Annotated in this window: 2 protein-coding genes and 1 pseudogene; 1 reads left to right on the forward strand and 2 read right to left on the reverse strand. The window is 52.1% G+C overall.

The window, feature by feature from the left end; genetic code table 11:
- Positions 1–67: 67 nt before the first annotated feature.
- Both JX325_RS14890 and JX325_RS14895 read right to left on the reverse strand, forming a co-directional pair.
- Positions 68–1,348, reverse strand: a complete 1,281-nt coding sequence (locus JX325_RS14890) for a cytosine permease (RefSeq protein WP_204791858.1) — start codon at positions 1,346–1,348, stop codon at positions 68–70.
- A gap of 49 nt (positions 1,349–1,397) precedes the next feature.
- Positions 1,398–2,357: a DUF917 domain-containing protein gene (locus JX325_RS14895; RefSeq protein WP_307819284.1), complete on the reverse strand. Its 960-nt coding sequence runs from the start codon at positions 2,355–2,357 to the stop codon at positions 1,398–1,400.
- Here JX325_RS14895 and JX325_RS18255 point away from each other — a divergent pair.
- Positions 2,290–2,619 (forward strand): annotated as a pseudogene (locus JX325_RS18255) (hypothetical protein); the annotation flags it as partial. The gene JX325_RS14895 and the pseudogene JX325_RS18255 sit on opposite strands and share 68 nt — an antisense overlap.

Here is a 2,619-nt window from a genome sequence, read left to right on the forward strand (position 1 = left end):
ATTATACTACTTTTCCCTCTATTGGTACAGCTTCTTAATTTCCACTGTCTGTGGAAAGGTGCGCTTTTCAATCCGCTTCTTTTTTGTAGAAAACGGGATACAGCACTAAATACCCTACACACGCGATCACCACAGAGTTGAGGGCCGGGATTAGCAGGTTCGGCAGAGCCAGTGCGAAAACCGCCCCGGCCAACCAGGAGATTAACCCAGCCAGATTAACTCCCTCCACCGGCTTCCAGCTGGCCGGATTGGCCTTGTGCTTGACATAATAGTCCATAACCGCCACGCCAGCCACGGGGGGAATGGTAACCGAGAGGATGTTCAGGAAACCGTTCAGGTAGTTCGCAATTCCGAAAACCGCGAGAAGAGTGCCCACGATGCCGGCAACCAGGGTCATAGTCGTGCGCTTCTCATCTTTTGCTCCGGTGAGGTTGAGCAGGGCGAACCCGGCGGAGTAAGCGTTGGAGACATTGGTGGTCCAGGTCGCCAATACCAGGACCAGCATGCCCAGAATGGGACTTCCAATGCTGGTAAGCATGGAGACGATGCTGCTGGTATCCATGCCCAGCGCTCCCGAGTGGATCGCCAGGATGCCGCCGGCCAGGAGCGTTCCCACGCCCATGGGAATCACGCCGACAATGCTGGAGATCACCACGTCTTTGCGGCTTTTGCAGTACCGGGTCGTATCGCCAGAGAGAACGCTTCCGGCGGAGAATCCGCCCAGTACGGAACCCACAGCCGCCACCATGGACATGCTTGTCGGAGGAACATAATCGCGAATCGCTTGGGCAGACGCTGGGTCGCGGAATACCACGATCATGGCATAGGCCAAAATTACAATCAGGGCGGGAATGGAGATGACGTTCAGCCACTTGATCAGGTTAATGCCTACCACGGCGGTGATGCACATAACCGCCCCCCACAAAATCGTGGACAGAAGCCCGGGAAGCGGAATGCCGAATGTATTGAGAATACCCGCAAACGCCTCTCCGCAGAGCGCCGCCTGGAACCCGAACCAGCAGATAAAGCAAAACGATATAATCGCGGAAATGACATAACTGCTTCCCTTTTTGCCAAACGCGCCGGAGACGGCCACCACCGTCGGGACGCCCAGATCGGTGGATTGGACGCTCATCAGAATCATCATGACCACGCAGATGCCGTAGGCAATCATCATCGCCAGGAACGCCTGGGAAAAGGTGAGCCCGGTGGTGATGATTCCGCCCACCATCAGAGCCGGAACGCAGCAGACGGAGCCCGCCCAGATGAACGCAATCTCCCACCAGCGCTTCTTGTCCTCCTGCTTGACCTCGCTCAACCCAGAAGTCTCGATTGCTTTTTTTGCCATAACTAAATTTTCCCCTCCTTATAAAAGATGGATACTCTGTATGTAGATATTAAATCCTAACAGCGGGACCAATCTCACAATAGCCAATCTGCTTAAGAATGTTGGCCCAGCAATCGTAGCCGGCAGGTTTATCCCACCACTGCCGGGGTGCGGGGACTCCTAACAACAAAACGCGCTGGCCAACCGCCGTATCGGCATTGGAGAGAGGTTCCATCGTTTCTAAGTTCACTAAAATAATCAACTCCGGCACAACCAGCAACGCTTCTTTCTGGGGCCCCCAAATGATCATGTTTTCATTTTTGAAATCAACCTGGAATACGTGTTTGCCGCCAATTTCCGTAATCTCCGTTTTTCCGTAGTCGAAGCCATCTTCCACCTTAACATCTATGTTTGTAATTTCGCCCTCAGTGAACACTTTCGGTGCAACACCCACGCTCCGTAAGCGGTCAATCAAATCCCTTGAATCTACCGGCTTTTTGAGGAAAATCCTCCCAACTTCAATAGACAGGCTGAGTTGACCAAGGACAGAAACCGTTCTGTGCATACTCTGATTCATCAACCAGGCGGAGAATCCGACACCTCCATAAGCGGTAGACACCGTTCTGGCAAGTGTTTCACAGGCGGCATTATCTTGGGCATTTTTGGGAAGGCCAACTGTAATATCGCCGGTCTGATTTGACAAAATCAGGGGAGGAAGCGGAATGTCATAAACGGGATTCAGCCCCGTATTGAGTTCCGGTACCGCCCGGCCATTGGCGTCCAGGTCCAAGATCGGAAGGCCCAATTTGGCCGCAGTATAGATGGGAACCATTGTGTTAAAGCCGCCTTGTTCGCCGGAGTAAATGCAGGACACCTCGCGCTTTTGCAGGGACTTGGCGATGGAAATCATGCCTTCAACCGCACTGACAGCCAGCGGGCCAAAGTTAAGATCCTTCATTGCGATGGGCGATCCTAAACCCGCAACCATCGTAGACCATGTGCCAGACGGCATTTCGCCANCTTCCAGCATTTCGACTTTAACAGACTCAATAGGAATGGGGTTAAGCAAAACATACCCCGTTGGAGCAACAATAGAAATGGAAGAATCTGCTCTTGGGCGGCCTTTAACGCTAAAGGTTCAGGGCGTGCTAAAGCAAAATGCGTACCATTCCAATTTCTATGCTCTCAACTCCAAGACATACTACAATTTCTCGATTCTTTTTCCTGTGAATGAGGAATTTATCAATCATGCCAGCATGGACATCCAATTCAACGGCCTCATGGATATTATA

Origin of the sequence: Oscillibacter sp. CU971 (genome assembly GCF_905219725.1) — a bacterium.
GTDB lineage: Bacteria > Bacillota > Clostridia > Oscillospirales > Oscillospiraceae > Oscillibacter.

What these genes read in the sequence shown, in the direction of transcription:
- JX325_RS14890 (WP_204791858.1), bottom strand. Translation starts at nt 1,348, where the DNA reads ATGGCAAAAAAAGCAATCGAGACTTCTGGGTTGAGCGAGGTCAAGCAG.